This is a genomic window from Agromyces tropicus (genome assembly GCF_039531345.1).
Taxonomy (GTDB): domain Bacteria; phylum Actinomycetota; class Actinomycetes; order Actinomycetales; family Microbacteriaceae; genus Agromyces; species Agromyces tropicus.
The window spans coordinates 32,582-58,665 of the sequence record NZ_BAAAPW010000005.1 but is presented as its reverse complement, the minus strand read 5'-3'; the positions used below and the strand labels follow the sequence as shown (position 1 = coordinate 58,665).

General features: G+C 72.7%; 25 protein-coding genes. 16 read left to right on the top strand and 9 right to left on the bottom strand.

Annotated features, from left to right (window positions below; translation table 11 throughout):
• Positions 1-32: 32 nt before the first annotated feature.
• The 3 genes from ABD230_RS14560 to ABD230_RS14550 form a co-directional block, all read right to left on the bottom strand.
• Entirely contained in the window at positions 33-1,304 is a 1,272-nt protein-coding gene (locus ABD230_RS14560) for an endonuclease/exonuclease/phosphatase family protein (protein WP_344375906.1), read from the bottom strand.
• A gap of 102 nt (positions 1,305-1,406) precedes the next feature.
• Positions 1,407-2,153, bottom strand: a complete 747-nt coding sequence (locus ABD230_RS14555; protein WP_344375903.1) for a maleylpyruvate isomerase N-terminal domain-containing protein — start codon at positions 2,151-2,153, stop codon at positions 1,407-1,409.
• 41 nt (positions 2,154-2,194) lie between these two features.
• Positions 2,195-3,436, bottom strand: a complete 1,242-nt coding sequence (locus tag ABD230_RS14550; protein WP_344375900.1) for an ROK family protein — start codon at positions 3,434-3,436, stop codon at positions 2,195-2,197.
• 123 nt (positions 3,437-3,559) lie between these two features.
• Here ABD230_RS14550 and ABD230_RS14545 point away from each other — a divergent pair, with 123 nt between their 5' ends.
• From ABD230_RS14545 to ABD230_RS14520, 6 genes are all read left to right on the top strand, one after another.
• The gene (locus ABD230_RS14545; protein WP_425546244.1) at positions 3,560-4,867 is read left to right on the top strand and encodes an ABC transporter substrate-binding protein; all 1,308 of its coding nucleotides are present in this window, start codon (positions 3,560-3,562) and stop codon (positions 4,865-4,867) included.
• Positions 4,868-4,892: 25 nt separating this feature from the next.
• On the top strand, positions 4,893-5,858 hold the full coding sequence (locus ABD230_RS14540; RefSeq protein ID WP_344375896.1) for a carbohydrate ABC transporter permease: 966 nt from the start codon (positions 4,893-4,895) through the stop codon (positions 5,856-5,858).
• Positions 5,858-6,778 carry a carbohydrate ABC transporter permease gene (locus tag ABD230_RS14535; protein ID WP_344375892.1) on the top strand — a complete coding sequence of 307 codons (921 nt, stop codon included), beginning with the start codon at positions 5,858-5,860 and terminating at the stop codon, positions 6,776-6,778. The genes ABD230_RS14540 and ABD230_RS14535 overlap by 1 nt, the downstream gene beginning before the upstream one ends.
• Before the next feature lie 72 nt (positions 6,779-6,850).
• Positions 6,851-8,515 carry a glycoside hydrolase family 13 protein gene (locus ABD230_RS14530; RefSeq protein WP_344375889.1) on the top strand — a complete coding sequence of 555 codons (1,665 nt, stop codon included), beginning with the start codon at positions 6,851-6,853 and terminating at the stop codon, positions 8,513-8,515.
• Positions 8,516-8,569: 54 nt separating this feature from the next.
• A complete protein-coding gene (locus ABD230_RS14525) occupies positions 8,570-9,175 on the top strand; it encodes a class I SAM-dependent methyltransferase (protein ID WP_344375886.1) in 606 nt (201 codons plus the stop codon).
• Entirely contained in the window at positions 9,172-9,873 is a 702-nt protein-coding gene (locus ABD230_RS14520) for an NAD-dependent deacylase (RefSeq protein WP_344375884.1), read from the top strand. Before ABD230_RS14525 ends, ABD230_RS14520 begins: the two co-directional genes overlap by 4 nt.
• Here the strand turns inward: ABD230_RS14520 and ABD230_RS14515 are convergent.
• Together ABD230_RS14515 and ABD230_RS14510 are read right to left on the bottom strand one after the other, a co-directional pair.
• Positions 9,870-11,252, bottom strand: coding sequence for an MFS transporter (locus ABD230_RS14515; RefSeq protein WP_344375882.1), 1,383 nt, complete (start codon positions 11,250-11,252; stop codon positions 9,870-9,872). The genes ABD230_RS14520 and ABD230_RS14515 overlap by 4 nt on opposite strands.
• Before the next feature lie 27 nt (positions 11,253-11,279).
• Entirely contained in the window at positions 11,280-12,041 is a 762-nt protein-coding gene (locus ABD230_RS14510) for an EI24 domain-containing protein (RefSeq protein ID WP_344375879.1), read from the bottom strand.
• Between the two features lie 186 nt (positions 12,042-12,227).
• Here ABD230_RS14510 and ABD230_RS14505 point away from each other — a divergent pair, with 186 nt between their 5' ends.
• From ABD230_RS14505 to ABD230_RS14490, 4 genes are all read left to right on the top strand, one after another.
• Complete coding sequence (locus ABD230_RS14505) at positions 12,228-13,169, top strand: cytochrome b/b6 domain-containing protein (RefSeq protein ID WP_344375877.1); 942 nt, start codon at positions 12,228-12,230, stop codon at positions 13,167-13,169.
• Positions 13,170-13,233: 64 nt separating this feature from the next.
• Positions 13,234-13,674, top strand: a complete 441-nt coding sequence (locus ABD230_RS14500) for a DoxX family protein (RefSeq protein WP_344375875.1) — start codon at positions 13,234-13,236, stop codon at positions 13,672-13,674.
• Positions 13,675-13,683: 9 nt separating this feature from the next.
• Positions 13,684-13,878: a hypothetical protein gene (locus ABD230_RS14495; RefSeq protein WP_344375872.1), complete on the top strand. Its 195-nt coding sequence runs from the start codon at positions 13,684-13,686 to the stop codon at positions 13,876-13,878.
• A gap of 59 nt (positions 13,879-13,937) precedes the next feature.
• Positions 13,938-14,771: an alpha/beta fold hydrolase gene (locus ABD230_RS14490; protein WP_344375870.1), complete on the top strand. Its 834-nt coding sequence runs from the start codon at positions 13,938-13,940 to the stop codon at positions 14,769-14,771.
• Here ABD230_RS14490 and ABD230_RS14485 read toward each other — a convergent pair.
• Positions 14,768-15,832, bottom strand: coding sequence for a PHP domain-containing protein (locus ABD230_RS14485; protein WP_344375868.1), 1,065 nt, complete (start codon positions 15,830-15,832; stop codon positions 14,768-14,770). The genes ABD230_RS14490 and ABD230_RS14485 overlap by 4 nt on opposite strands.
• Positions 15,833-16,101: 269 nt before the next feature.
• Positions 16,102-16,782 carry a cyclase family protein gene (locus ABD230_RS14480; protein ID WP_344375866.1) on the bottom strand — a complete coding sequence of 227 codons (681 nt, stop codon included), beginning with the start codon at positions 16,780-16,782 and terminating at the stop codon, positions 16,102-16,104.
• Positions 16,783-16,917: 135 nt separating this feature from the next.
• Between ABD230_RS14480 and ABD230_RS14475 the strand changes: the two genes are divergently transcribed.
• Positions 16,918-18,114, top strand: a complete 1,197-nt coding sequence (locus ABD230_RS14475) for an AI-2E family transporter (RefSeq protein WP_344375863.1) — start codon at positions 16,918-16,920, stop codon at positions 18,112-18,114.
• A gap of 52 nt (positions 18,115-18,166) precedes the next feature.
• Here ABD230_RS14475 and ABD230_RS14470 read toward each other — a convergent pair whose 3' ends face one another.
• Entirely contained in the window at positions 18,167-18,631 is a 465-nt protein-coding gene (locus ABD230_RS14470) for an NUDIX hydrolase (RefSeq protein WP_344375860.1), read from the bottom strand.
• A gap of 289 nt (positions 18,632-18,920) precedes the next feature.
• Here ABD230_RS14470 and ABD230_RS14465 point away from each other — a divergent pair, with 289 nt between their 5' ends.
• Positions 18,921-19,562 (top strand): SDR family oxidoreductase, encoded by a 642-nt coding sequence (locus tag ABD230_RS14465; protein WP_344375859.1) that lies wholly within the window; start codon positions 18,921-18,923, stop codon positions 19,560-19,562.
• Positions 19,563-19,580: 18 nt separating this feature from the next.
• Here ABD230_RS14465 and ABD230_RS14460 read toward each other — a convergent pair whose 3' ends face one another.
• Positions 19,581-20,603: a LacI family DNA-binding transcriptional regulator gene (locus ABD230_RS14460; RefSeq protein ID WP_344375856.1), complete on the bottom strand. Its 1,023-nt coding sequence runs from the start codon at positions 20,601-20,603 to the stop codon at positions 19,581-19,583.
• 140 nt (positions 20,604-20,743) lie between these two features.
• Between ABD230_RS14460 and ABD230_RS14455 the strand changes: the two genes are divergently transcribed.
• The 4 genes from ABD230_RS14455 to ABD230_RS14440 are packed head-to-tail and all read left to right on the top strand — an operon-like array spanning position 20,744 to position 26,080.
• Positions 20,744-22,816, top strand: coding sequence for a beta-galactosidase (locus ABD230_RS14455; protein WP_425546243.1), 2,073 nt, complete (start codon positions 20,744-20,746; stop codon positions 22,814-22,816).
• Entirely contained in the window at positions 22,813-23,763 is a 951-nt protein-coding gene (locus ABD230_RS14450) for a carbohydrate ABC transporter permease (RefSeq protein ID WP_344375854.1), read from the top strand. Before ABD230_RS14455 ends, ABD230_RS14450 begins: the two co-directional genes overlap by 4 nt.
• Positions 23,760-24,695, top strand: a complete 936-nt coding sequence (locus tag ABD230_RS14445) for a carbohydrate ABC transporter permease (RefSeq protein ID WP_344375852.1) — start codon at positions 23,760-23,762, stop codon at positions 24,693-24,695. Before ABD230_RS14450 ends, ABD230_RS14445 begins: the two co-directional genes overlap by 4 nt.
• 53 nt (positions 24,696-24,748) lie before the next feature.
• On the top strand, positions 24,749-26,080 hold the full coding sequence (locus tag ABD230_RS14440) for an ABC transporter substrate-binding protein (protein ID WP_344375848.1): 1,332 nt from the start codon (positions 24,749-24,751) through the stop codon (positions 26,078-26,080).
• Positions 26,081-26,084 lie beyond the last annotated feature (4 nt).

Here is a 26,084-nt window from a genome sequence, read left to right as displayed (position 1 = left end):
GGACGGGGGCGGGCCGCTCTCGTCGTCGCAGGTCAGCCGCGCAGGTGCAGGTCGACCCAGACGAGCCGGTGGTCGCTCGACGGGAACGGGAACGTGCCCGTGAGCGCCGAGAGCGGATCGGACGAGACCGGCCAGAAGACGCCCGCGTCGGCGACCCGGAGGTCCTTCGACGGCAGCACGTAGTCGGCGCGCAGGTTGCCGGGCGCCGGGTTGTCGTTGAAGTCGGCCGTGTCGTAGGCCGGGTCCCCCACGTGCGTCAGGTTCGCGCCGCCCTGGAGCGCGGAGGCCTCGACCGCGCCCTCCGACGTGGGCAGCGGGTCGGTGATGCGCGGGTGCTCGAGCAGCTGCTGGATCGCGTCATCCGTCGAGTCGCCGTCGACCGGGTCGGCGTTCTCGTCCCCGAGGATCACGAAGGACGAGCCGGGCTTCAGGCCGCCGGTCGCGCCGGCGTCGTCGGAGATGTACGACGAGGCCGCGCCCGGCCTCACGTAGTCGGCCCAGAAGCGGATCTCGTCGTGGTTGCGCGTGCCGTTGCGGTCCTCGGCGCCGTCGAACGTCGGCGGCGTCGGGTGCGAGACCAGCACGTGCACCGTGCGTCCGCCGATCATGACCGGGACATCCCAGTGCGACTTGCTCGAGAGGCGGAAGACGTCGAGCTCCTCGGGCGAGTACCAGTCGGCCGGTGCCTCCGTGCTCGGGTCGTCCGGCAGCAGGGCCCCGGGCATGTCCTTCCACAGGAAGTGCTGGAACGTTCGAACGGCGCCTTCGTCGATCGGATGCTTCGAGAGCACGGCCATGCCGTACTGGCCGGGGAAGAAGCCGAAGCCGAACGCGTCGTCGCCGCCGCCGATGACGCCGTCGTTGTTGAGGTCGAACCCACTCGGCACGCCGGTGTTCGAGGGCGCGACGAACGCGTACGGATACTCGACCGGGTCGGCCCCGCCCTGCGACACCTCGAGGTAGTTGTCGCGGAACAGGTCCACGGCGACGCCGCCCTCGACGTAGTCGAACTCGTTGAGCAGCACGATGTCGGGGTTCGCGCGCTGGATGATCTCGGCGACGGTCTTCGCCTGCGCGTTCGCGCCCGTCGACAGGTCGGCCACGAGCTGGCCCTCGAAGCTGCGGTTGAGCGACAGGTTGTACGTCGCGACGCGGACGGTGTCGGCGCGCCCCGGCGTGCCGCCCGGCGCGGCCTGCGCGGGCGCGGCCACGGCGCCCGCCCCGAGCGCGAGGGCCGCGACCGAGGCGGCGACGAGCGGGGCGCGGCGTGCGAATCGGGAACGGTCGGATCGTCTCGTGGACATGCGAGCTCCTCTGCTGGCGGTTCCGTATGCGGCCCACGGTAGGACGTCCGGGTGGCCGCCGGAAGAACCCCGCGCGAACGAGCGGGGCCGACCGGAACCTGCTCAGAGGTGCACGCGCGTGGTGGCGAGCGCGGTCGCCGCCGCGGCGTCCCCGTCCACGTCGAACCGTCCGGGCGCCTCGAGCGGGGCGCGCTCCCAGAGGAGCAGCACGAGGTCGCCGAGCGCGCCCGTGATCGTCGCGCCCACGGGCTCCGCGGTGTCGGCGCCGCCCGTGAGCCGCTCGAGCACCCAGCCGGGCGTCACGCGCCACGCGTCATCCGTGTCGGCCGCCACGAGGGCCACCGTGCCCGGCAGCGGTGCGATGCCCCGGCGCCGCGCCTCCGCCATGAACACCTCGCCGAACTCGTCGATCACGTCGGCCGCGCCCTCCGCTCCCACCTCGGCGGGGAAGCGCGGGTCGGCGTCGAGCGCGGTGCGGAGGTCCCACAGGTGCTTGGTCGCCTCGTGCGCCATCCGTCGTCGCCAGAATCGCGCCGGTCCGCGCGCCCCGTACAGGATCGGCACGGTGCGCTCCGGATCCGAGGACTCGAGCACGCGGACGAGCTGCTCGGCGCCCTGGGCGAACCAGGTCAGGCGCTCGGCGTCGGCCGGCCGGCGGAACTCGCGGCGATCGGCGGCCTCGCCCGTGCGGACCTGCTCCGCGGCCCAGTGCTGGATGTTGCCGAGGTGGTCGACGAGGCGTCCGGCGGTCGGCCAGATCGCCGATCGCACCGGGGCCTCGGGATCGGTGAGGCGGGCGGCGGCACCGAACGCCGAGGCGGCGGCCCGCAGGTCGCTGAGGGACGTCATGCCCCCATCCTGCCGCGGGCGCGACGCGCGCGCACGCGGGATCAGGCCGCCGGGCGTGCCGACGGGGTCAGGTCGAGCGCGCGGCTCCGCACCGCGGCGAGGGCGTGCTCGATCGCGCCGATCGTCACGCTGTCGTCGCCGAGCGCGGAACGTCGCAGCTCCGGCGCGGTGGGGTCGTCGCTCTCCTCGAGGATGCGGCCCGCCCGCTCGACGACCTCGGGAAGCGACTCCGCGACGGCACCGCCGACGACGACGCGGTCGACGTCGAGCAGGTCGCCGAGGACGAGGCAGATGCGCGCGAGCCGCTCGGAGAGCCGGTCGATGATGCCCACGGCCGTCGGGTCGCCGGATGCCGCGGCGTCGGCGACCGCGGCCTGGTCGAGCGTCGCGGGGTCGAGCCTCGCCAGCGGACCGTCGCCCGCGCCCGCCTCGATGGCCTCGACGGCCCACCGTCGCGCGAGCAACGCGAGGCCGTCGGGCGAGCCGACGCCCTGGACGTGGTCGAGGAACCGCAGCTCGCCGGCGGCGCCGCGACGGCCGCGGACCAGCCGCCCGTCGATCATGAGTCCCGCGCCCATGCCCTCGCCGCTCATCAGCGCGATGAACGAGTCGACGTCGCGACCGCCGCCCTCGGGAGCCGATCGTTCGGCGACTGCGGCGAGGTTCGCGTCGTTCTCGATCGTCACGAGCGCCGCGTCCTCACGGACGAGCTCGGCATACCCCGGATTGGCGAGTCGCCAGAAGGGGTTCTCGGCGGGCGAGGCGCCGTCGCGATCGACCGGCGCGGGTACGGCGACCGTCATCGCCAGCACGGTCGAGGGGTCGACCCGGGCGTCCGCCAGGGCCTCGTCGATCGCGGCCCGGACGAGTGCGCGTCGCCGGCCGGCGTCGGCCAGCCGCTCGGGCCGGTCGGGCCTGACCGCGGCGATCACGGTGCTGCTCCGCCCGATCGGGGTGCCGCGGAGGTCGGCGACCGTGGCCGAGATCCGATCGTGGCCCGCGTCGACGGCGATCACCACCGCGGCGCGATCCCGAAGTGCGTAGCGACGCGCGGGCCGGCCCTTGGTGTAGGCCCCGACGGCGCGCGCATCGCCGAGCTCGTCGAGCCAGCCCTGCCGCAGCAGCTCGTCGCACACCCCGATGACGGTGGAGCGGGTCAGTCCCGTCGCCGCCATCGCGTCGCTCGCCGTGAAGGCGCCCGTGCGCCAGGCGTACTCGAGGACCCGTCTCGCGTTCACCCGCTGCAGCACCTGCGGCGACGTCGCCGCACCGTTCTCGTCCACGCGCTTGACCTTTCCGTCGTCCTCGGCCATTATTTACGACACAGAGTAAATCTACACTCCAAATTATCTATCGGCGTCGTCGCCACGGCATCGACGCCCGGATTCCCAGGAGGAGACGACGACGTGCCTCACCGATCGACCGACCACAGCCGCAGCCGGGGCCCCGCCACCGGCACCCGCCGCGTGCGCGCCCGCCTCGGCGGCACCGCCGCCGCCGTCCTCGCGGCGGCCCTCGCCCTCAGCGGCTGCTCCGCCGCGGGCAGCGGCACCGAGGACATCACCTTCCTGCTGAGCAAGCCCGAGGCGATCCCCTACTTCCAGGACGTCGTCGCCGAGTTCAACGACTCCCAGTCCGAGGTCCACGTCACGCTCGACTCGGCCTCCAACCTCTCGGCCGGGTTCCTCCGGGGCAATCCGCCCGACGTCGGGCTGCTGAACTACAACTACGAGATGGCGCGCTTCATGGAGCGCGGCGCGCTCTCCGACCTCTCCGACATGCCCGAGGCCGATCGCATCCGCCCCGACGTGCAGGAGCTCGTCGACCAGTACGCGACCTATCCCGGGCGGACCAGCGTGCTTCCCTACTCGGTGGCCGCGGCGTCCGTCATCTACAACGTGCAGATGTTCGAGGACAACGGCATCGAGGTGCCGACCACGTGGGACGAGCTGATCGCCGCGTGCGACACGCTCGAGGCCGCGGGGATCACCCCGATCTACAGCACCTACAAGGACGCGTGGACCGTCGCGCAGGGCCTGTTCGACTACAGCGTCGGCGGCACCACCGACGTGCCGGAGTTCCTCGCCGACCTCGACGAGGAGGGCACCGACGTGGGCCCCGACTCGCCCGTGTCGTTCCAGAAGACGATCCTCGACCCGGTCGAGCAGATGGAGCAGCTCGCGGCCTACTCGAACGCGGACGCCCCGAGCCGCGGGTACGGCGACGGGAACGTCGCCTTCGCGAACGGCGAAGCCGCAATGTACCTGCAGGGCCCGTGGGCGCTCGGCGAGATCGCCAAGACGAATCCCGACCTCGAGCTCGGGACCTTCCCGCTCCCCATGACGAACGACCCCGACGACCTGAAGGTCCGCGTGAACCTCGACCTGGCCCTGTGGGTGCCGGAGGCGAGCAACAGCAAGGAGGCGGCGCGCACGTTCGTGTCGTACCTCATGCAGCAGGACGTGATGGACGCCTACAACGCCGCGTTCCTCGGGTTCGGCACCACGACGGATGCCGCGCCCGTGACCGACGAACGGATCATCGGCATGCAGGAGTACTACGACGCCGGCGAGTTCTACCAGGGACTCTCGCGCTCGGTCCCCCTGACCATCCCGATCGACAACTACATCCAGGCGATGGTGACGGGTGCAAGCGTCCCGGCGACCCTCGCGACCATCGACGCCGACTGGGCGCGGCTCGCGCTGCGCGGCTGACGCGGATTCGAAAGGACATCCCGACATGAGCACTCCGGTCACCACCGCCGCGGCCTCCACGGGCTCCCTCGTCGACGAGGCCGAGCACGGCCGGGCCGATCACCTCGCCGGCGCCCGCCACGACCGACGCGGTCGCACGCGCGTCGATCCGATCTACTACTGGTTCCTCGTCCCGACGCTCGCGCTGTTCACCCTCGCGATCACGGTCCCGGCGGTGCTCGGCATCTTCTACTCGTTCACGAACTTCATCGGCTTCGGCGACTGGGAGTTCGTCGGCCTCACCAACTACGTGGCGGCCTTCTCCGACCCGGCGATCCTCGCCAGCTACGGCTTCACCTTCGGCTTCGCGATCGTGACGGTGCTCCTGGTGAACGTCATCGCGTTCCTGCTCGCCGTCGGCCTCACGGCGAAGATCAGGTTCAAGGCGGGGCTCCGCGCCGTGTTCGTGATCCCGATGGTCATCTCGGGCATCGTGATCGCGTACGTCTTCAACTTCCTGTTCTCGAACTCGGTGCCCGCGCTCGGCACGTCGCTCGGGATCCCGTGGCTGTCCGAGTCGATCCTGGCCAACCCCGACCTCGCGTGGCTCTCGATCGTGATCGTCACGGCGTGGCAGACGATCCCGGCCACGCTGCTCATCTACATCGCCGGCCTGCTCTCGATCCCGGGCGAGGTGTACGAGGCCGCCGACATCGATGGGGCGGGGCCGGCGAGGCGGCTCTGGTCCGTCACGCTCCCGCTCGTCTCCGGCTACGTCGTGATCAACATGATCCTGGGCTTCAAGAACTACCTGAACGTGTACGACGTGATCGTCGGCCTCACGAACGGCGGACCGGGCACGTCCACCCGAAGCATCGCCATGACGATCTTCACGGGCTTCACCGGCGGCGACTACGCCTACCAGATGGCGAACGCCACGATCTTCTTCATCATCGCGGTCGCCATCTCGGTGCTCCAACTCCGAATCACCCGCGGAAAGGCGGCGATCTGATGACCCAGACAGCAGCGAAGCGGACGCCCGCTTCCGTGACCCCCGTCCCCGGCCGCGACGGCGCGGCGGTCGCCATCCGCCGACGAGGCAAGGTCGGTCAGGAGAAGACGAGCTGGACGACCATGGTCATCCTGCTCCTCTGCGCCATCACGGTGATCCTGCCGCTCTACGTCACGATCTCGATGTCGCTGAAGTCGACCTCGCAGGCCGTGGACGGCAACGCGTTCTCGCTGCCGAACCCGATCGACGTCTCCGGCTTCGTGCAGGCATGGGAGCTCACGAACTTCCCGGTCGCGTTCACCATCTCGCTGCTCGTGACGGCGGGGACCGTGGTCGGCACCGTCCTCCTCGCCTCGCTCGCGTCCTACGCGATCGTCCGCAACTGGGAGCACCGCTTCTTCCGCTGGTCGTTCTTCTACCTGCTCGCGGCGATGTTCCTGCCGTTCCCGGTGGTCGCGCTCCCGCAGATCCAGCTCACGGGCCTCACCGGGCTCGCGAACCCGGTGGGCGTCACCATCCTGCACATCATGTTCCAGCTCTCGTTCAGCATCCTGCTGTTCACGGCGTTCCTGCGCTCGATCCCGCTCGAACTCGAGGAGAGCGCCCGCATCGACGGTGCGACGACCTGGCAGACGTTCCGGCAGCTGATCTTCCCGCTGCTCGCGCCCATGAGCGCGACCGTCGCGATCTTCGCGTTCCTCGCCTCCTGGAACGACTTCATGATGCCGTCGCTGATCATCGCCGACTCCGCGCAGCAGACGCTGCCGGTCGTGCAGTCGATCTTCCAGACGCAGTTCAGCAACAACTACAACGTCTCGTTCGCGTCGTACCTCATGGCCATGGCGCCCGCCATCGTCGTCTACCTCTTCACCCAGCGCTGGGTCATGGAAGGTGTCACGCAGGGCGCCGTGAAGGGCTGACCGAGCGCCCGCACCCGAACCGACTCCGCCACGACCTTCACCACCTCCGCCCCGGAAAGGACCTCACCGCACATGAGCGACGTGCTCGCACGCCCCGACCTCGCCCGACTCCACGACGACGCCGACTGGTGGCGCCAGGCCGCGGTCTACCAGATCTACCCGCGCAGCTTCGCCGACGCGGACGGCGACGGGATCGGCGACCTGCGCGGCATGCGCGACCGCGTCCCGTACCTGCAGGCCCTCGGCATCGACGCGGTCTGGATGAGCCCGTTCTACCCGTCAGCGCTCGCCGACGGCGGGTACGATGTCGACGACTACCGCGACGTCGACCCCCGGCTCGGCACGCTGGCCGACTTCGACCGCCTGGTCGCGGCGCTCCACGAGGCCGGCATCCGCGTCATCATCGACATCGTGCCGAACCACACCTCCGATCGCCACGAGTGGTTCCGCGAGGCGCTCGCCTCCCCGCGCGGCTCGGCCGCCCGCGCCCGCTACATCTTCCGCGACGGGCTGGGCCCCGACGGCGCGCAGCCGCCGGCCGACTGGACGAGCGCGTTCGGGGGCGCGGCCTGGGAGCCGGTCGGCGACGGCCAGTGGTACCTGCACTACTTCGCGACCGAGCAGCCCGACCTGAACTGGGACAACCGCGAGGTGCGCGACGACTTCCTCCGCACGCTGCGGTTCTGGTCGGATCGCGGGGTCGACGGGTTCCGCATCGACGTCGCCCACGGGCTCGCCAAGCGGCTCGACGACGTCCTGCCCGATCAGGCGACCCTCGACGCGCTGCCGCGCGACGGGGCCCACCCGTTGTGGGACCGCGACGAGGTCCACGAGATCTACGCCGAATGGCGCCGCGTGTTCCAGGAGTACTCGCCGCCGCGGACGGCGGTCGCGGAGGCCTGGGTCGAGTCCCACCGTCGGCCTCGGTACGCGAGCGTCGAGGGGCTGGGGCAGGCGTTCAACTTCGATCTCCTCGAGGCGCCGTACGACGCGGCCGAGTTCCGGCGGATCGTGGACGCGAACCTCGCCCTCGCCGCGATGTCGGGATCATCGACGACGTGGGTGCTCTCGAACCACGACGTGGTGCGGCACGCCACGCGCTACGGACTGCCCGAGCCGTCCGACCCGCGAGAGAAGCACGGTGCCGCGTGGCTGCTGTCGGGCGGGGCGACCCCCGAGCTCGATCGCGATCGAGGACTCCGGCGCGCCCGCGCGGCCTCGCTCCTCGTGCTCGGCCTGCCCGGGTCGGCGTACCTGTACCAGGGCGAGGAGCTCGGACTCCCCGAGGTCGCCGACATCCCCGCCTCGGAGCGCCAGGATCCCGCGTACTTCCGCAACCCCGGCGTCGACATCGGCCGGGACGGGTGCCGCGTGCCGCTCCCGTGGACGGCCGACGGGGACTCCTTCGGGTTCGGGCCCGACGGCTCGCACCTGCCCCAGCCCGCCTGGTTCGGCGAGTTCGCGGTCGAGGTGCAGGGCGGGGACCCGGCATCGACGCTGGCGATGTACCGTCGCGCCCTCGCGCTGCGCCGCGAGCTCCAGGGCGCGGAGGAACTCGAGTGGGTCGCGACCTCCGAACCCGATGTCGTGCACTTCCGGCGCCCGGACGGCTGGGAGGTCGTGTCCAACTTCGGCACCGATGCCGTGGACCTCCCGCACGGATCGGTGCTCGTCGCGAGCCGGGAGGTCGGCGACGCGCGGCTGCCCGCCGAGACGACGGTCTGGCTCCGTCGCTGAGCGCCGGACCGGCCGCTTGACGACCGCCTCCGCCGCGTGGTCGCATGACCTGTGATGGATGCCGCGCGGCCCCCGCTCATCACCGACGACGAGCTCGACGACCTCGAGCGCGAGGCGATCGGGCGCGTCCGCGGGCGCGTGCTCGAGATCGGCGCCGGCGAGGGCGAGAACTTCGGCGCGCTGCACCACGAGGTCGAGTGGGTGGGGCTGGAACCCGACGCGGAGCGGCGCGCGGAACTGCGGACGAGGGCGCGCGAATGGCGGCATCCGGCGGAACCGCTCGACGCCGTGGCGGAGCGCATCCCGCTGCCCGACGCCTCCGTCGACGCGGTCGTCGGCACGTACGTGCTGTGCTCGGTGGCCGACCAGGCCACCGCGCTCGCCGAGGTGCGGCGCGTCCTGCGCCCCGGTGGCCGCGTCGTGTTCGTCGACCACGTCGTCGCCCCGCCGGGCACGCTCAAGCGGGGCATCCAGCACGCCGTGACGCCGTTCAGCCGCCGATGGTGCCACGGCTGCCACTGGGATCGCGACACCGGTGCGGCGCTCGTCGCCGCGGGGTTCGCGGCCGATGAGGCCCGGCTCGTGCGCGTGCCGTCGTTCCCGTTCGGCCCGACGCGCGTGCTGCTGTTCAGCGGCCACGTGCCCGAGGGCGCCCGATGACCGCTGCGCCGCGCATCGTCGTGCTCACCGGCGCCGGGATCTCCGCGGAGAGCGGCGTGCCGACGTTCCGCGACGCCGGCGGGCTCTGGGAGGGGCACCGCGTCGAGGACGTCGCGACCCCCGAGGCCTTCGACGCGGATCCCGAGACCGTGCAGCGCTTCTACGACGCCAGGCGGCGGGCCGTGGCATCCGTCGCCACGAACCCCGCGCACGCGGGGCTGGCCGCGCTCGAGCACGAGCTCGGCGACGAACTGCTCGTCGTCACGCAGAACGTCGACGACCTGCACGAGCGCGCCGGGTCGACGCGCGTGCTCCACATGCACGGCGAGCTGCGCCTGGCGCGGTGCCTCGTCTGCGAGGTGCGCTCCGACGCGCCGGGCGACCTGCTGCCGGGGCCGCCGTGCCCCGCCTGCGGCGAACGGACGCTGCGCCCCGACGTCGTCTGGTTCGGGGAGATGCCGTACGGCCTCGACGACATCGACCTCGCGCTCGCCGGGTGCGAGGCGTTCGTCGCCATCGGGACCTCGGGCGCCGTGCACCCCGCCGCCGGCTTCGTGCTCACGGCCGAGGCGCTCGGCGCCACGACGCTCGAGCTCAACCTCGCCGAGAGCGAGATCACGCCGTTCTTCGCCGAGACCCGGCTCGGCCCCGCGAGCCTGCTCGTGCCCGAGTGGGTCGACGAGGTGCTGGGCGGCTAGCCCACCGGCCGCGGCCGCCAGGCGATCGCGACCACGAGCGTCGTCAGCGACAGCGCGACGGTGACGATCGCCAGCAGCACCCAGTCCGACGGACCGGTGCCGCCCGAGAACGCCAGCCCCACCACGACCGAGGCGCCGATGCAGCCGAGGCAGCGTGCGGTCTGGAACAGCCCGGCCGCCTGGCCGACGTGCTGGCCGGCAGCCGCCACGTAGAGCGACTGCGTGATCGAGACGAGCACGAAGACGTACGGGATGCCGAGCGCCGCCGTCGCCGCGAGCACCGTCCACGCGGCGGTCGACCCGCCGAGGAGCGGCAGGGCGAGCGTGCCGGCCGTGAGCGCGGCGAGCCCGACCACGAGTGCGCGGCGGAGGCCGCGGCGATCGATCAGCCGCTCCACGAGCGGGGCGGTCACCACATTGAACGCCGCGAGCGGCAGCAGCAGGAGCCCGATGACGTCGGTGCGGTACCCGGCGTGGTCCTCGAGGTACTGGGGGATGCCGAACAGGGCGCCGTAGAACACGAGGTTGGCGAGGATGAACAGCACGTACACGCGCACGAGCGGCAGGTTCGCGGCCAGCAGCCGCAGGTCGATGAAGGGCGTCGCCGCCCGCAGTTCCCGCCAGGCGAACAGGCCGCCGGCGATCACGGCGACCGGCAGCAGCAGCCACGGCGGGTCGTCGGCGAGCTCGAGCAGGAACCCGATCAGCGTCGCGATCGCGACCACGAAGAGCCCGATGCCGGGCAGGTCGGACTCGGCCAGGGTCCGCCGCAGCGGCACGTGGGCGCGAGGAGCGTCGCGCGGTGCGAGCAGGCCCGTGCTCACGAGCGCGAGTGCCGCGAGCGGCACGTTGATCCAGAAGATCCCCGGCCAGCCGAACGCGACGATGAGCGCGCCGCCGAGCACCGGACCGATGGCCGCCGACGTCGTGTCGACGAGCTGGATGCGCCCGATCATCTTCGTGGCGTTGCCGCCGTCGGCCGCGGCGACCGCGCGCAGCATGGCCGCGGCCGATGGGAACGCGGTCGCGGTGCCGACCGCGAGCAGCACCCGGACCGCGCAGAGCACCGCGAGGTCGGGCGCGAACGGGCCGAGCGCACCCGCGAGCGCGACCGTCCACATGCCGAACGCGAAGACGCGGCGCGGGCCGTAGCGGTCGGCGAGGCGCCCCATGATCGGCTGCAGCACCGCCGAGGCGAGGTAGTAGACCGAGATGACCCAGGTCACCGTCGCCACATCGACGGCGAACTCCCGGCGGAGCGTGCTGAGCGAGACCGCGATCATGCCCGAGTTCATGGCGCTGAGCAGGGTCCCCGTGCAGAGGGCCGCGACCACCCAGCGGGCGTGGTGCCGCGCGGGTGCGTCGGGTGTGCGCGACATCGGCGACCCCCTCACCCGTCGCGTCGGTCAGGACTCCGGGCGAGCCTCCCGCGGCGCCTCCCGCCTGTCAAGCGCGGAACGCGCGAGCACGGTCGCCCCGGCCACGGCGGCGGGCATGGTCGCGATCGCGCCGAGCGGCACGAGGAAGCACAGCTGCGTCGCGATGCCGAAGCCGAGGAAGCGCCACCGATTCGCCCGGAGCAGTGCGCGGCGCTCGTCGCGGGGGATGCCGCGCGCGTCGAGCGCGCGTGCCGTGAGCTCGCGTGCGAGCAGCCGTCCGGTGAGGACCGCGCCGAGCACCGCGGCCGCGACCGTGCCGACGACGGGGACGAACCCGACGAGCCCGACGAGCACCGCCGACAGCAGCCCCTGCAGGATCAGCACGAGCGATCCGCGCACGCCGGCCCAGAACCCGGGGCCCTCGCCGGGCGGGTCCCCGCCGGCATCCGCCTCGACCGCGACCCAGATGCGCTCGTAGAACGGGTCGCCGACGATCAGCGTGAGCGCCGTGAACGTCACGAACGCCAGCACGGCCGCGCCGGCGAAGGCGACGACCGCGACGAGCGTGCGGAACGCGACGCGCCAGAACTCCACCCAGGCGTCGGCGAACGGCGTCGCGAGGTCGACGAGCCCCGGGAGCCCGATGCCGAGCGCGATGAGGCCCCAGGCGAGCAGCACGAACACGATCGCGGCGGGCACCAGTCCGAGCAGCATCACGCCCGGATCGCGCCGCCAGAACGCGAACCCGCGCCCGAGCGCGCGGACTCCGTCGGCGAGATCGTGCAGCATCGGGCCAGCATAGGTGCGACGACGGATGCCGCCCGGCGCGCCGCACTGCGACGCGGTGTTGCAGGGCGTGCGCGTGCTCCCAGCCGACGGCGATATCGTCGAGGCATCCGTTCGACGCCGGCGCATCCCGCGCCGCGCCCCTCCGGCCGCGGCCGGAGCCCCGTTGGAGAAGGACCCGACGCCGAGATGACCACGACGCCCACGACGTCCACCCGCGCCGCCGAGTGGTGGAGGGCCCAGCGTCGACGCGTGCTCTGGGGCGCGGTCATCGCGGTCGTCGTGTTCGCGGTCGTCGTGGTCGCCGCCCGCCTGATCCGAGGCATCCCCGCGGTCGAGGCGTTCGTCGACGCGTACCCCGGCGTGGTGCCGCCGCCCGAGGGCACGCCCGTCGGGATCCCGGCCTGGCTCGGCTGGCAGCACTTCCTCAACGCCTTCTTCCTGGTGCTCCTCGTGAAGACGGGGCTGGAGCTGCGCGGCAAGCGTCGGCCGCCCGGGTTCTGGACGCGCGACAACACCCGGTGGCCGCGCACGAAGCGGCCGCCGCGGCGCCTCGGCATCTGGCTGTGGTTCCACCTGTGGCTCGACGCGCTGTGGGTGCTCGTCGGCATCAGCTACGTCGTGCTGCTGTTCGCGACCGGGCAGTGGCTGCGGATCGTGCCGACCGACTGGGCGGTCGTGCCCAACGCGATCTCGGCGGGCCTGCAGTACGCGTCGCTCGAGTGGCCGGTGGAGGACTCCTGGGTCGTCTACAACGCGCTGCAGCAGCTGTCCTACTTCGTCGTGGTGTTCGTGGCCTCGCCGCTGGCGCTGCTCTCGGGCCTGCGGCTGTCGTCGGCGTGGCCCGCCGAGGGGCGACTCGCATCGCCGTCGACCGAGCGGATGGCGCGCGCCGTCCACTACCCGGTCATGCTCTTCTTCCTCGCCTTCACGTTCGTCCACGTGGTACTCGTGCTCACCTCCGGTGCGCTGCGCAAGCTCAACCAGATGTACGCGGCGCGCGACGCCGACGACTGGCTCGGCTTCGTCGTCTTCGCGCTGTCGGTGGTCGTGATGGTGGTCGCCTGGGTGGTGGCGAAGCCGCCGCTGCTGAAGCGCATCGCGGCCGCGTCGGGGCGCGTCCAGGGCTGACCGTTCGCTGCGAGGCGCCGTGCGGTCGGATGACGCGTCCGTCAGGCGCACCTAGGCTCTCCGCATGACCCGAGCCGACTCCCTGCCGCCCTCCACGCCCGCCCGGACCGCCGGTCGCTGGTTGCTCGCCGCGTTCCTCGTGTTCGCGGGCGTCTCGCACCTGACGTTCGCGCGGCGCGAGTTCCGGGCGCAGGTCCCGCCGTGGGTGCCGATGGACGCCGACGGCGTCGTCGTCGCGTCGGGCGTCGCCGAAGTCGGGCTCGGGGCGGCGCTCGTCGTGCTGCCGCGGGAGCGTTCGCGGATCGGCTGGATCGTGGCGGCGTTCTTCACTGCGGTGTTCCCCGGGAACGTCGCGCAGTGGCGCGAGCGGCGCGACGCCTTCGGGCTCACGACCGACCGCGCGCGGTTCGTCCGGCTGTTCTTCCAGCCGGTGCTCATCGCGCTCGCGCTGTGGTCGACCCGGCCGCCGCGCAACCCCCGGCCGGGCCGGCGGGGGCGCGGATAGGCTCGGAGGATGAGCCGCACCGTCTGGACCGTCCTCGGCGTGATCACCGCCGTCGTGATCGCGTGGTTCCTCGTCGACCTCGTCTTCAGCGTGCTCTGGTTCGTCGTGAAGCTCGCCGTCGTCGCGGTCGTCGCCGTGGCCGTGTTCTTCTGGCTGCGCTCGCTCGGTCGTCGCGGCCGCGAACGCGAGGCGGTCGAGCGATAGCCGGCGCGGACCTGCCGGAGGCGGGAGGGGTCACGGCCGACGGGGCCCGGATCCTCGACGTGCCGTCGCCGCACGGCGGCGTCGTGCGGGCGTTCGTCGTCGAGGCGTCTCCGGAGGGTGCCGCCGCGCCGACCGTGGTCTGGCATGCCGGGTCGCCGCACACGGGCGAGCCGCTCGAGCCGCTCGTCGCGGCCTCGCGGGCCCGAGGCATCCGGCTCGTGACCTTCGCCCGCCCCGGGTACGGCGGGTCGACCCCGCGGCCCCGCCGCGACGTGGCCTCGGTCGCCGCCGACGTCGGAGCGATCGCCGACGCCCTCGGGCTCGAGCGCTTCGCCACGCTCGGCTACTCCGGCGGCGGGCCGCACGCGCTCGCCTGCGCCGCCCTGCTGCCCGATCGCGTCACGGCGGTCTCGGTGCTGGCGAGCCCGGCGCCGTACGACGGCGACGACGACTGGTTCGCCGGCATGCACGGCCCCGCCGCGCTCCGCGCGGCCGCCGTCTCCCGGGCGGAGCGGATGCGGTTCGCCGAGACCGACGAGTTCGACCCGGGGCAGTTCATCGCGGCCGACTTCGACGTGCTCGGGGGCGAGTGGGGCGCCGTCGGCCGCGACGCCGGACGCGCCGAGCAGTTCGGCCCCGGCGGGCTCGTGGACGACGACGTGGCGTTCACCCGGGACTGGGGCGTCGAGCTCGGCGACGTGCGCGTGCCCGCGCTGCTCGTGCAGGGCGAGCTGGACCGCGTCATCCCGCGGGCGCACGCCGTGCGCCTCGTCGCCGGACTGCCGGACGCGCGCCTGTGGATGCGCCTCGACGACGGGCACGTCGCCGTGCTGCGCGTGGTGCCCGAGGTGCTCGACTGGCTCGTGGAGCGTGCGGGCGACACGGCGGACTAGCGCGCGGCCCGCTTCTTCGACGCCGCCCACTCGACGAGCCGGTCGGCAGGCCACGTCGTCACGATCCGCTCGGGCGGGATGCCGGCAGCCTCCGCGCGCTTCGCGCCGAGCGCCAGGAACCCGAAGTGCCCGGGAGCGTGCCCGTCGCTGTCGATCGAGAAGCGGCAGCCGGCGTCGAGCGCGATCCGGATGAGGTCGTCGGGCGGGTCCTGCCGCTCCGGGCGCGAATTGACCTCGACCGCGACGTCGTGCTCGGCGCACGCGGCGAACACCGCCTCGGCGTCGAACTCCGACTGCGGTCGCGTGCCGCGCGAGCCCTGCACGAGCCGGCCCGTGCAGTGGCCGAGCACGTTCATCCGCGGATCGCGGATCGCCCGCAGCATCCGCTCGGTCATGGCGTCGCGCGGCGCACGGAGCTTCGAGTGCACGCTGGCGACGACCACGTCGAGCCGGTCGAGCAGGGCCGGCTCCTGGTCGAGCGTGCCGTCCTCCAGGATGTCGACCTCGATACCGGCGAGGATCCGCACGCCGAGGTCGCCGCGGTCGCGCTCGTCGGCGTCGCCCGGCCCCTCGCCGAGCCCGGCGTTGAGCGCGCCGACGATCTCGAGCTGCGACTCGAGCCGCTCGGGCGACAGCCCGTTCGCGACCCGGAGACTGGGCGAGTGGTCGGTCAGGGCGAAGTACTCGAGCCCGGCGGATGCCGCGGCCCGCGCCATGGCGGCGATGCTCGTCGTGCCGTCCGACCACTCCGAGTGCGCGTGCAGGTCGCCGCGGAGGAGCGCCCGCAGCCCGGACGCGGTCTCGACGCCCGCCTTCTCGCGGAGATCCGCCAGGTACGACGGGACCGTCCCGTCGAGCGCCTCGACGATCACGCCGAGGCTCGAGTCGCCGATGCCGGGCGTGCGCTTCAGCCGGCCGTCGCCGGCGCGCGCCCGCAGCTCCTCCTCCGAGAGCGGGCCGATCACCCCGGCCGCGCGTCGGAACGCCTTCGCCTTGAACGGCGACGCGAGCTGCACCTCGAGCAGGGTCGCGATCTCCTCCAGCGCCGATACCGGGTCCATGGCCCCAGTCTGCCGCGCACCGCCGACCCGCCGCACGCGCCGGCGCATCGCGCCGCCGCCCTCCTCTGTCGTCGCTCCTCCCTCCCGATCACGGATCGATGTCTCCCGTTCGACGTCCGGTTCCCGTCGGGAGGAACTTCTGGCCGCCGCGCCGAGCGGCGCGTTCCCGGGGGCGGCGTGTCGTCGGGAAGTTCCTCCCGGAGATCCAGCGTGTGTGCGTCCGGGGGAGAGGACGGTCGGAGGGCGGGGGTCGGAACGGGGGAGTCCGTTCAGCCCGGAAAGGCGACCACGCGGGCGGGCGCGCCGTCGCCGTCGAGGCGGAGCGGGAAGCAGCCGATCCGGACGCGTTCGGGCAGGCCGTCGAGGTCGGTGAGGTTCTCGACGATGAGACGGTCGGCACCGAGCACGATCCGGTGCACCGGGATGCCGGGCGTGCCCGCGGCATCCGTCGGGTCGGGGCTCAGCGTGTCGACGGCGAGCACGTGCATGCCGCGGTCGACCAGCGCCCGCGCGGCCTCGGGGGAGAGGGACGGATGCCGCAGCGCGCGCTCCGTGCCGAACCACCGCCACCACCCGGTGTCGACCACCACGACGGGCGGCACGACGGCGGGCAGCACACCGCCGGCCACGGATGCCGCGAGCTCGCCCAGCCCGTACGTCGCGCCGTCGGCCAGGCCGGCGAGGTGGCACACGAGCGCGTCGCCGACGAGCTCGTCGAGTGCGACCTGCGCCATCGTGCGCCCACCCGCGACGACATGGGCCGGTGCGTCGACATGCGTGCCGGTGTGCGAGCCGAGCTCCAGCGCGGTGACCGCCGCGCCGTCCCGCTCGAGCTCCAACGCCGGCGCGAGGTGCACGGGCGGATCGCCGGGGTACACGGCCATGCCGTCCGCGATCGGTCGGCTGAGGTCGCGCACGCCGCCCGTGGCACGGGATGTCGCGGCATCCATCGGCCGGCTCCCCTCGAGATGATCGTGCCTCCGCGGTCACGCTAGGCGCCCGCGGCGCCGGCGGTCAACGCTCGGCTCGCGGACGCACCGGGTCAAGGCCTGTGCGCGCGGGCGGGCCGCGCCTAGGGTCGAGCCATGGTCTTCCGCCGCCGCAGCGCCCCGGATCCCGCCCGCACCCGGCCCGCCGAGGGGGAGGGATCCCCCACCCGTGAGAGCACGGGCGGGCCGATCTGGAACGACCGGCTCGGCCGCTGGTCCATCCGCAGCCTGCAGGTGCTCATGGTGGTGACGCTCGGAGCGCTCGCCGTCTGGGCGCTCACACGCGTCACGCTCATCGTCATCCCCGTGCTCATCGCGCTGATCCTCGCCGCGGCGGCCAGCCCGCTGATCGCATGGCTCCGGCGCGGGATGCCGCCGATCCTCGCGGCGTGGGTCGCGCTCCTCGGCGGCATCGTCGTGCTCGGCGGCATCGTGACGGCGATCGTGTTCGCGGTCCGCTCGCAGTGGGACGACCTCGCGACGTCGGCCACCGACGGCTTCGACGACCTGCTCGGCTGGGTGCGGACGCTGCCCATCCCGATCGACCAGGAGCAGCTCGACGCCTGGCGCGACGGCATCCTCGACTTCGTCACGAGCGCCGAGTTCGGCCAGAGCGCCCTCACCGGCGTGTCGCAGGCGACGGAGTTCTTCACCGGGTTGGTGCTCATGCTCGTCGTGCTGTTCTTCTTCCTCAAGGACGGCGACCGGATCTGGGCGTTCTTCCTCCGTCCGTTCGCCGGCGACCGGCTCGAGCGCGGACGCCGCGTGGGCGAGACGAGCGTGAAGGTGCTCGGCGGGTACGTGCGGGGCACGGCGATCGTGGCCCTCGTGGACGCGGTCGCCATCGGCATCGGCCTCGCGATCCTGCAGGTGCCGCTCGCGCTGCCGCTGGCCGTCATCGTGTTCCTGACGGCGTTCATCCCGCTCGTGGGCGCGACGGTCGCCGGCATCCTGGCGGCGCTCGTCGCCCTCGTCGCCAACGGGCCGATCGTGGCCCTGATCGTCGTTGCGATCGTGATCGCCGTGAACCAGCTCGAGGGCGACCTGCTGCAGCCCGTGGTCATGGCGCAGTCGCTGAAGCTGCACCCGCTCGTCGTGCTCATCGCCCTGACCGCCGGCACGATCCTCGGCGGCATCGCCGGCGCCGTGCTCGCCGTCCCACTGACCGCCGTCGGCTGGGCGATCGTCAAGGTGTGGGACGCCCCGGACCCGTCGATCGACGAGCGGCGCGAGTTCCACCTCCGGCGACGTCGGGACGGATCGGGCGACGCAGGCGACGTGACGGTCGCCTGACCCGCGCGTCCGGGTCGCTCGGGCGTCCGGTCGCCGGCGCGCCCGGTCGCCGTCAGGCCAGGTGCCGCTCGAGGCGGTCGAGCGCGGCGACCTGCCCCTTCACGAGCAGCGTCCTGGCCTCATCCACCGGCACCCAGCGCGCCTCGTCGACCTCGGGGAACACGGCCGTCCGGCCCGATCGCGGCGGCCACTCGAGTTCGAACGTGCCCGGCCGGAAGTCCGGCTCCCAGTCCGCGGCCTCGGCGACGAACACGTGCAGCACCTTGCTCGACGAGGCGCGCACGGTGCCGAGGTCGATCGCGTCGGGTGGTGCCACGGGAACCGGTGCGCCGATCTCCTCGGCGAACTCGCGGAACGCCGCCGCGCGGGGCTGCTCACCGGGCTCGATGAGGCCCTTCGGCATGGACCACGCGTGCTCGGTGCGGCCCGCCCAGTACGGCCCGCCCATGTGGGCGACGTACACTTCGAGGCCCGGCGTGCGGCGGTAGAGCAGCACGCCGGCGCTCGTCACCGGCATCGATCGACGCCGGCCGCGTCAGTCCCTCGGGCCCCTCGCGAAGACCCAGAGGCTCGCCGCGAGGCCGACCCCGCCGATCGCCATGATCCCGAAGATCGCTCCCCAGAGCACCGTCTCGACCGACATGCACACCTCCGCGTGTTCGTGGGCCCATTCTGCCCGCCGGACGGCGGCCGACGCCAGCGTTCGCGGACCACTGGTCCTGCCGAGCGGGCGGCCGTCCCGACGGTGGTGCCGGGGCGGCATCCGTCGGTAGCGTTGGGGGCACGGACGGCGGGGGAGGCTGCTCATGGCGAAGGTGCTGGTCATCGGAGGGCACGGGCGGGTCGCCCTGCAGCTCGAGCGGATCCTGGCCGAGCGCGGCGACGAGGTCGACGCGGTCATCCGGAACGCGGAGCACGCCGACGACGTCGCGGCGACGGGCGCCGCGCCGGTCGTGGCGGATGTCGAGCAGCTCGACGTCGACGGGCTCGTCGACCTGATCGCCGGGCACGACGCGGTCGTGTGGTCGGCCGGGGCGGGCGGCGGCGATCCGGCCCGCACGCGGGCCGTGGACCACGATGCCGCGGTGCGGTCGATGGACGCCGCGGACCGCGCGGGCGTCCGCCGTTACGTGATGGTCTCGTACTTCGGCTCGCGTGTGGACCACCGAGTGCCCGCCGACAGCGCGTTCCGGCACTACGCCGACGCGAAGGCGGCCGCCGACGAGCACCTGCGGGCCTCGGGCCTCGAGTACACGATCCTCGGCCCGTCGACGCTCTCCGACGGCCCGGGCGCCGGCCGCATCGACACGACCGCCGAGGACAGCGCCGACGTCGACCGGGCGGATGTCGCGGCCACCGTCGCCGCGACGTTGGCCGAGCCCGCGACGGTGGGGCGGACCATCCGCTTCAACCGCGGCGAGACGCCCATCGCCGACGCCCTGCGCTGACCGCGGCCGTGGGGCGGGTCAGGCGGACCCGCGCCACACGATGTCGCAGTCGAGCCGCACCTCGGCCGGGGTGTCGTCGCCGCGGAGGCGCGAGAGCACGAGTCGCGCCGCCTCGGCGCCCAGCCCGGCGGCCGGCTGCCGGACGGTCGAGAGGGCGGGGGTCGTGCGCTGCGCCCAGGCGCTGTCGTCGAAGCCGACGACGCCGACGTCGTCGGGCACGCGCCGTCCGGACTCCTTGAGCGCCTCGATCGCGCCCGCCGCCACGGCGTCCGACGCCGCGAAGACCCCGTCGAGGTCGGGCGCGCGGTCGAGCAGCCGCCGCATGCCGTCGCGGCCGGCCGAGTAGGAGTACAGCGGGACCGGTTCGACGAGCGTCTCGTCGAACCGGTCGCCCAGCGCCTCGCGGAAGCCCGCGAGCCGGTCGGTGCCGGAGTCGCGGTCGAGCGCCGCGGCGACCATGCCGATGCGCCGCCGTCCGGTCTCGAGCAGCCTGCCGGTGATCGATCGCGCCGCGCCGACGTTGTCGATCACGACGAACGAGGCGGACCCGGCGGCGCCCGGCGGATGGCCGACGTAGGCCGCCGGCAGCTGGAGCCGCTCGACCACTCGCGTGATCGGATCGTCGACCCGCGCGGACACGATGATGACGCCGTCGACGAGCCCGCCCGAGAGGTACCGCGCGACGCGCTCGGTGTCGCGCTCGGTGTCGACGATGAGCACCGCCATCTGGTGGTCGGCCTCGGAGAGCCGCGAGTTGGCGCCGAGCAGGATCTCGCCGATGTTCGGGTCCTCGACGAACAGCGAGTGCGGCTCGTGCACGATGAAGCCGACCGCCTGGGTGCGCTGCATGACGAGGTTGCGCGCGGCGGTGTTCGGGACGTAGCCGACCTTGGCGATGGCGAGCTCGATCGCCTCGCGGGCGGCGGCGGAGACGTAGCGCTCGCCGTTGACGTAGCGGCTGACGGTACCCCGCGAGACGCCCGCTTCGACCGCGACGTCGTGCACGGTCGCGCGCTTCGGCCGGGTCGTCCGGGAGGTCATGCGACTCACTGTATCGCCGTCCGGGGTTGACAGCGCGGAGGCGCGGTGCCATTCTGTGTACGTTCACAGAAATCGCACCGAGGTCCCGCTCGGCGCGAACTGTGCACGTTCACAGAATCAACGACGATCCCGGGAGCATCGTGGACCAGCCCGTCTCGACCCTCGCCTCGAGCCCGACCGAGCTCGATCGCCCGGTCGCCGCGACGGACCGGCCGCGCTTCGCCCACCCGGGCATCGCGTTCGGCTGCGACTACAACCCCGAGCAGTGGGATCCGTCGGTCTGGCGCGAGGACGTCGCGCTCATGCGCGAGGTCGGGGTCGACCTCGTCGCGATCAACGTCTTCGGCTGGTCGTCCCTGCAGGCCCCCGACGGCGCATTCGACTTCAGCGCGCTCGACGAGGTCGTCGAACTCCTCCACGGCGCCGGCATCCGCGTCAACCTCGGCACGGCGACGGCCTCGCCGCCGCCGTGGCTCACCGCGCGGCATCCCGAGATCCTGCCCGTGATGGCCGACGGCACCACCCGCTACCCGGGCGGCCGCCAGGCCTGGTGCCCGAGCTCGCCGGTCTTCCGGCAGCACGCCCTCGCCCTCGTCGAGGCCGTCGCCGCCAGGTACGCCGATCACCCCGCCGTCGCCCTCTGGCACGTCTCCAACGAGCTCGGCTGCCACAACGCCCAATGCCACTGCGACGAGAGCACGCGCGCGTTCCGTCGCTGGCTGCGCGAGCGCCACGGCACGATCGACGAACTGAACCGCGCCTGGGGCACGAGCTTCTGGAGCCAGCGCTACACCGACTGGGACGAGATCCTCACCCCGCGCCTGACGATCTCGACCCGCAACCCCGGGCAGGTGCTCGACTTCCACCGGTTCTCCTCCGACGAGCTCCTCGGGTACTACCGCGCCGAGGCCGAGGTGATCCGCCGGCACAGCGCCGCACCGATCACGACGAACTTCATGGTCACCGCCCACATCCGCGACCTCGACTACTGGACCTGGGCGCCCGACGTCGACGTCGTCGCGAACGACCACTACCTCGACCACCGCCTCGGGGAGCCGCGCACCGAGCTCGCCTTCGCCGCCGACCTCACCCGCGGCCTCGCGGGCGGCGAGCCCTGGCTGCTCATGGAGCACTCGACCGGAGCGGTCAACTGGCAGCCCGTCAACCTCGCCAAGGAGCCCGGCCAGCTGCTGCGCAACTCGCTCGCGCACGTCGCCCGCGGCGCCGACGGCGTGTGCTTCTTCCAGTGGCGCGCGTCGCTCCAGGGCTCCGAGAAGTTCCACTCCGCGCTCATCCCGCACGCGGGCACCGACAGCGCGCTCTGGCGCGAGGTCGCCGAGCTCGGCCGGGTCGTCGGCGTCCTCGGCGAGGTCGCCGGCACGCGCGTCCGGGCCGACGTCGCCCTGCTCTTCTCGTGGGAGTCGTGGTGGGCGGCCGACGGCGAGAACCGGCCGACCCACGAGATCGCCTACCTCGACCAGGTGCACGCGCTCTACGGCGCCCTCCACGACCTCGGCGCGACCGTCGACGTCGTCCGCCCCGGCGCCGACCTCTCCGGCTACCGGCTCGTCGTCGTGCCCGGACTCCACCTGGTCCGCGACGCCGAGGCCGCCGCACTCGACGCCGCCGCGGCATCCGGCACCCACGTGCTCGTGACCTTCTCCAGCGGCATCGTCGACGAGCACGATCGCGTGCGCCCGGGCGGATATCCCGGCGCCTGGCGAGACCTGCTCGGCATCCGCGTCGAGGAGTTCGCGCCGGTGCTGGCGGGCACGGGGCTCGCACTCGAATCCGGCGCGGCGGCCGCCGTCTGGGCCGAGCGGCTCGAGGCGACGGATGCCGACGTGCTCGACCGGTTCGCCGACGGCCCCGCCGCCGGCATGCCCGCCGTGACGCGGCGCACCGGCACCGACGGCGCCGGCGACGCGTGGTACCTCGCCACGCTCCTCGAGCGCGACGACCTGCGCGACCTCGTCGGCCGCGTGCTGACCGGCGCGGGCGCGGCATCCGAACCGGGCGCCTCGGCCGACGTCGAGATCACCCGGCGGGCCGGGAGCGACGGGCGTCGCTACCGGTTCGTCGTCAACCACGGGTCCGCCGACGTCGACGTCGACGCGCGCGGCACCGAACTCGTGACCGGGATCGCGGTCGACGGCGCCCTCGCCGTCCCCGCGGGCACGGTCCGCGTGATCAGAGAGGAGGGAGCGGCATGACCGCACCCGCATCCACCCCGGCCGTCGCGCGCGCCGCCGCGCGCGACGCGACCGGACGGCCCCCGACGGCGCGTCGTCGTCGCGTCCAGCATCCCTGGGCGATCGTCGCGTTCGTCGCGCCCTTCGCCGTCATGTTCACGCTCTTCTACCTCGTGCCCATCGGCGTCGCCGTCTGGCAGTCGCTGCTCGTCATCGAGCGCGAGGGCACGTTCGGCGAGGCCCGTGAGGTCTTCGGCGGGCTCAGCCAGTACGTGCTCGTGTTCCAGAACGAGGCCTTCTGGACCTCGGTCGGCCGGGTGCTCCTCTTCGGCATCGTGCAGGTGCCGGTGATGCTGGGACTGGCGCTCCTGTTCGCCCTCCTCCTGGACTCGCCGCTCGTGAAGGGCAAGAAGTTCTTCCGGCTCGCGTTCTTCGCGCCGTACGCGGTCCCGGGCGTCATCGCCGCGATCATGTGGGGCTTCCTCTACTCGCCGAACCTCTCGCCGTTCGAGGCGCTGACCAGCCGCGTCGACCTGCTCTCCGCCGACTTCGTGCTGTGGGCGATCGCGAACGTCGTCACGTGGGTGTTCGTCGGCTACAACATGCTGATCATCTACTCGACCCTCCTCGCGATCCCGCAGGAGATCTACGAGGCGGCCCGCATCGACGGCGCCGGGCAGGGCCGCATCGCCTGGTCCATCAAGATCCCGCTCGTCCGGCCCGCGCTCGTGCTCACCGCCGTGCTCTCGATCATCGGCACGCTGCAGCTCCTGGCGGAGCCGCAGACGTTCCGCTCCTTCAGCTCGGCCGTGACCAGCACGTACACGCCGAACATGACGATCTACGCCACGAGCTCGATCCCGAACGTGTCGCTCGCGGCCGCGTTCTCGGTCGTGCTGGCGCTGGCGACGTTCGTCCTCTCGTTCACGTTCCTCCGCTTCACCCGCAGGAAGGGGGCCGACGCATGAGCACCGCGATCGGACCCGACGCGACCACCGCCTCCCCGGCCGTGAACCCGCGGCGCCTCGGCCGCTCCGGCGGCGCGCCCGCCGCACGCGGCCCGCGCGAGAGCCTGCTGTCCCGCACCGGCGCGATGCTCGTCATGGCGGTCTTCACGCTGTACTTCCTCGTGCCGATCTGGTGGCTGCTCGTGGCCTCCACGAAGGAGCGCGGGCAGATCTTCACGACGAACCCGCTCTGGTTCTCCGACTTCAACCTGTTCGACAACATCGCGGCGCTCTTCGCGTACCGCGACGGCGTCTACCTCCGGTGGATCCTGAACAGCCTGCTCTACGCCGGCCTCGGCGCCGTCGTCGCGACGGTCCTGGCCGCGATGTGCGGGTACGCGCTCGCGAAGTACCGCTTCCCGGGCCGCGAGACGATCTTCAACGTCGTGCTCGGCGGCGTGCTCGTGCCGGCGACCGCGCTCGCGCTGCCGCTGTTCCTGCTGTTCAGCCGCGTGCAGCTGACCGACACGTTCTGGGCGGTCTTCCTGCCGAGCGTGGTGAGTCCGTTCGGCGTGTACCTGTCGCGCGTCTTCGCCGAGGCCTCGGTGCCCGAGGAGCTGCTCGAGGCGAGTCGCCTCGACGGCGCCGGCGAACTGCGCACGTTCTTCACCGTGTCGATGCGGCTGATGTTCCCCGCGATGATCACGGTGTTCCTGTTCCAGTTCGTGACCATCTGGAACAACTTCTTCCTGCCGCTGATCATGCTCCGCAGCGAGGAGCTGTTCCCGGTCACGTTCGGGCTCTACGCCTGGAACTCCACGATCAACCAGTTCCCCGAGCTGCGCACGTTCGTGCTCGTCGGCTCGCTGCTGTCGATCATCCCCCTGATCATCACGTTCCTCCTGCTTCAGCGGTACTGGCGCACGGGCCTCGGCACCGGCGCACTGAAGTAGGCCCCCGCCCGGCGGCATCCGGACGGTCCAACCCCACCGAGAGAAGGAAACCCATGCGACACACGAAACGAGCGGTCACCGCAGCCCTGCTCACCTCCGCCGCGCTCGCCCTCACCGGCTGCGCCGCGGGCGACTCCGGCTCGGATGGCACGGCCTCGGGCTCGTGCGAGCCGGCCGGCGAGGACGTCACCCTCACCTTCACCAGCTGGATCCCCGGCATCGAGGACGCCGTCGCCGCCTGGAACGACGAGAACCCCGACATCCAGGTCGAGGTGCAGACCGGCCCGAACGGCAACTCGGGCACGTACCAGAACTTCTTCAACCAGCTCGCGGCGGGCAACGCGCCCGACCTGGGCCAGATCGAGTACGACGCGCTGCCGAACTTCCGCGTGCAGGACGGCCTCGAGGACCTCGCCGCGTGCGAGGACGTCATGTCGGCGTCGGACGACTTCCTCGACTGGACCTGGGGCCAGGTCACCCTCGGCACCGACGACCAAGTCTACGGCATCCCGCAGGACCAGGGCCCGATGGCGCTGTTCTACCGCAGCGACCTGTTCGAGCAGGCCGGCATCGACGTGCCCACCACCTGGGACGAGTACCGCGACGCCGCGGTGAAGATCCGCGAGCAGGGGGGCTACATCACCAACTTCTCGCAGACCGACATCAACCAGTTCGCCGGCTTCGTCTGGCAGGCCGGCGGCGAGTGGTTCGCCAACGACGGCGACGCGTGGACGGTGGAGCTCACGAGCGACGAGTCGATGACGGTCGCCGACTACTGGCAGGGCCTCATCGACGACGACCTCGTCTCGACGTACCCCGCGTGGACCGACGAGTGGAACAACGCCTACAACTCGGGCGAGGTCTGGACCTGGAACTCGGCCGTGTGGGGCGCGAACTCGATCGCGTCGGGTGCGCCCGACACCGCGGGGAACTGGTCGGTCGCGCTCGCGCCGCAGTGGAGCGCGGGCGACGCCGCCGCCGGGAACTGGGGCGGCTCGTCGATCGCGGTCTTCAAGGGCACCGACCACCTCTACGAGGCCGCGAAGTTCGCGCTGTGGCTGAACACGTCGGAGGAGTCGCTGACCATCCTGAACCAGAAGGCGGCGATCTACCCGGCCACGAAGGCGGGGCTCGAGCTGCCGACCCTCACCGAGGGCGTCGAGTTCTACGGCGGCCAGCCGATCTACGACGTCTTCGCCGAGGCGGCGGCGCAGGTCAGCCCCGACTTCGTCTGGGGCCCGACGATGACGCAGACGTACGCCGACGTGTCCGACGGCTTCAAGGCCGCCGCATCGGGCAGCAGCACCCTCGGGCAGGCGCTCGAGAAGGGCCAGCAGGCGACGATCGACACCATGAAGGCCCAGTCCATCCCGGTCGCGGAGTAACCTC

What these genes read in the sequence shown, in the direction of transcription:
- ABD230_RS14560 (WP_344375906.1), bottom strand. Translation starts at nt 1,304, where the DNA reads ATGTCCACGAGACGATCCGACCGTTCCCGATTCGCACGCCGCGCCCCG.
- ABD230_RS14555 (WP_344375903.1), bottom strand. Translation starts at nt 2,153, where the DNA reads ATGACGTCCCTCAGCGACCTGCGGGCCGCCGCCTCGGCGTTCGGTGCC.
- ABD230_RS14540 (WP_344375896.1), top strand. Translation starts at nt 4,893, where the DNA reads ATGAGCACTCCGGTCACCACCGCCGCGGCCTCCACGGGCTCCCTCGTC.
- ABD230_RS14535 (WP_344375892.1), top strand. Translation starts at nt 5,858, where the DNA reads ATGACCCAGACAGCAGCGAAGCGGACGCCCGCTTCCGTGACCCCCGTC.
- ABD230_RS14530 (WP_344375889.1), top strand. Translation starts at nt 6,851, where the DNA reads ATGAGCGACGTGCTCGCACGCCCCGACCTCGCCCGACTCCACGACGAC.
- ABD230_RS14525 (WP_344375886.1), top strand. Translation starts at nt 8,570, where the DNA reads ATGGATGCCGCGCGGCCCCCGCTCATCACCGACGACGAGCTCGACGAC.
- ABD230_RS14520 (WP_344375884.1), top strand. Translation starts at nt 9,172, where the DNA reads ATGACCGCTGCGCCGCGCATCGTCGTGCTCACCGGCGCCGGGATCTCC.
- ABD230_RS14515 (WP_344375882.1), bottom strand. Translation starts at nt 11,252, where the DNA reads ATGTCGCGCACACCCGACGCACCCGCGCGGCACCACGCCCGCTGGGTG.
- ABD230_RS14510 (WP_344375879.1), bottom strand. Translation starts at nt 12,041, where the DNA reads ATGCTGCACGATCTCGCCGACGGAGTCCGCGCGCTCGGGCGCGGGTTC.
- ABD230_RS14505 (WP_344375877.1), top strand. Translation starts at nt 12,228, where the DNA reads ATGACCACGACGCCCACGACGTCCACCCGCGCCGCCGAGTGGTGGAGG.
- ABD230_RS14500 (WP_344375875.1), top strand. Translation starts at nt 13,234, where the DNA reads ATGACCCGAGCCGACTCCCTGCCGCCCTCCACGCCCGCCCGGACCGCC.
- ABD230_RS14495 (WP_344375872.1), top strand. Translation starts at nt 13,684, where the DNA reads ATGAGCCGCACCGTCTGGACCGTCCTCGGCGTGATCACCGCCGTCGTG.
- ABD230_RS14485 (WP_344375868.1), bottom strand. Translation starts at nt 15,832, where the DNA reads ATGGACCCGGTATCGGCGCTGGAGGAGATCGCGACCCTGCTCGAGGTG.
- ABD230_RS14480 (WP_344375866.1), bottom strand. Translation starts at nt 16,782, where the DNA reads ATGGATGCCGCGACATCCCGTGCCACGGGCGGCGTGCGCGACCTCAGC.
- ABD230_RS14475 (WP_344375863.1), top strand. Translation starts at nt 16,918, where the DNA reads ATGGTCTTCCGCCGCCGCAGCGCCCCGGATCCCGCCCGCACCCGGCCC.
- ABD230_RS14470 (WP_344375860.1), bottom strand. Translation starts at nt 18,631, where the DNA reads ATGCCGGTGACGAGCGCCGGCGTGCTGCTCTACCGCCGCACGCCGGGC.
- ABD230_RS14465 (WP_344375859.1), top strand. Translation starts at nt 18,921, where the DNA reads ATGGCGAAGGTGCTGGTCATCGGAGGGCACGGGCGGGTCGCCCTGCAG.
- ABD230_RS14460 (WP_344375856.1), bottom strand. Translation starts at nt 20,603, where the DNA reads ATGACCTCCCGGACGACCCGGCCGAAGCGCGCGACCGTGCACGACGTC.
- ABD230_RS14450 (WP_344375854.1), top strand. Translation starts at nt 22,813, where the DNA reads ATGACCGCACCCGCATCCACCCCGGCCGTCGCGCGCGCCGCCGCGCGC.
- ABD230_RS14445 (WP_344375852.1), top strand. Translation starts at nt 23,760, where the DNA reads ATGAGCACCGCGATCGGACCCGACGCGACCACCGCCTCCCCGGCCGTG.
- ABD230_RS14440 (WP_344375848.1), top strand. Translation starts at nt 24,749, where the DNA reads ATGCGACACACGAAACGAGCGGTCACCGCAGCCCTGCTCACCTCCGCC.